Origin of the sequence: Antiquaquibacter metalliresistens, assembly GCF_029211225.1 — a bacterium.
GTDB lineage: Bacteria > Actinomycetota > Actinomycetes > Actinomycetales > Microbacteriaceae > Rhodoglobus > Rhodoglobus metalliresistens.
In genome coordinates this window covers 1-574 of the sequence record NZ_JARGEM010000028.1, presented here as the reverse complement: position 1 = coordinate 574, position 574 = coordinate 1, and the positions used below count along the sequence as shown (strand labels likewise).

Here is a 574-nt window from a genome sequence, read left to right as displayed (position 1 = left end):
ATAATTCTCTTCGTAAAAAGGTTGCCAATGCTCTTATTGTGTTACACGATAAGTACAAGCCAGCTGACGGCAAAGAATTCAGCATCGACATCAGCCGCGACAACCTGTCAACAATAGCAGGCACTGCCAAAGAATCACTCATACGCACGCTGGGCGATTTTAAAGATGAAAAGCTAATAGATGTAAAAAGCGGTGTGATCACTATCCTGCAGGCGCAAAAGCTTCGCAACCTGATCAATTAACTTATAGCTGCAAGAGATAGCTGGTAAAAACCGATTTCATGTTATTGAACTCGGTTTCCATTTTTGCCATGTCAGAACGCAGTTTGTTCTGCCATGATTGGATATCCGGTGTACCATTTTCGAGCTTCTTTGCCTGCTTCTTAATATCAGCACGCATGAAGGATATAACAGTGTCCTTATTAATAAACCGGCTCTGGAACTGCTCTGCTTCTTCCAGGGCAGAAGGGCTTACCGCATGCTTCACCGCATCGGCAAGGCGCGTCTTCATATCGGTATTCTCCAGCTGCATGCCTTCCAGCTTTTGCAACCAGTTGCCGATCTCCGTTTCCAAT

Annotated in this window: 2 protein-coding genes; one reads left to right on the top strand and one right to left on the bottom strand. The window is 45.1% G+C overall.

All coding sequences use genetic code 11. The annotated features are described in order from the left end of the window. Window positions 1-242 (top strand): helix-turn-helix domain-containing protein (locus PYV02_RS15320; protein ID WP_275759945.1); only part of this gene is annotated, 242 nt, incomplete at its 5' end. A gap of 1 nt (window position 243) precedes the next feature. Here the strand turns inward: PYV02_RS15320 and PYV02_RS15315 are convergent. Next, window positions 244-574, bottom strand: a 331-nt coding sequence (locus PYV02_RS15315) for a hypothetical protein (RefSeq protein WP_275759944.1), incomplete at its 5' end; no start/stop codon positions are given.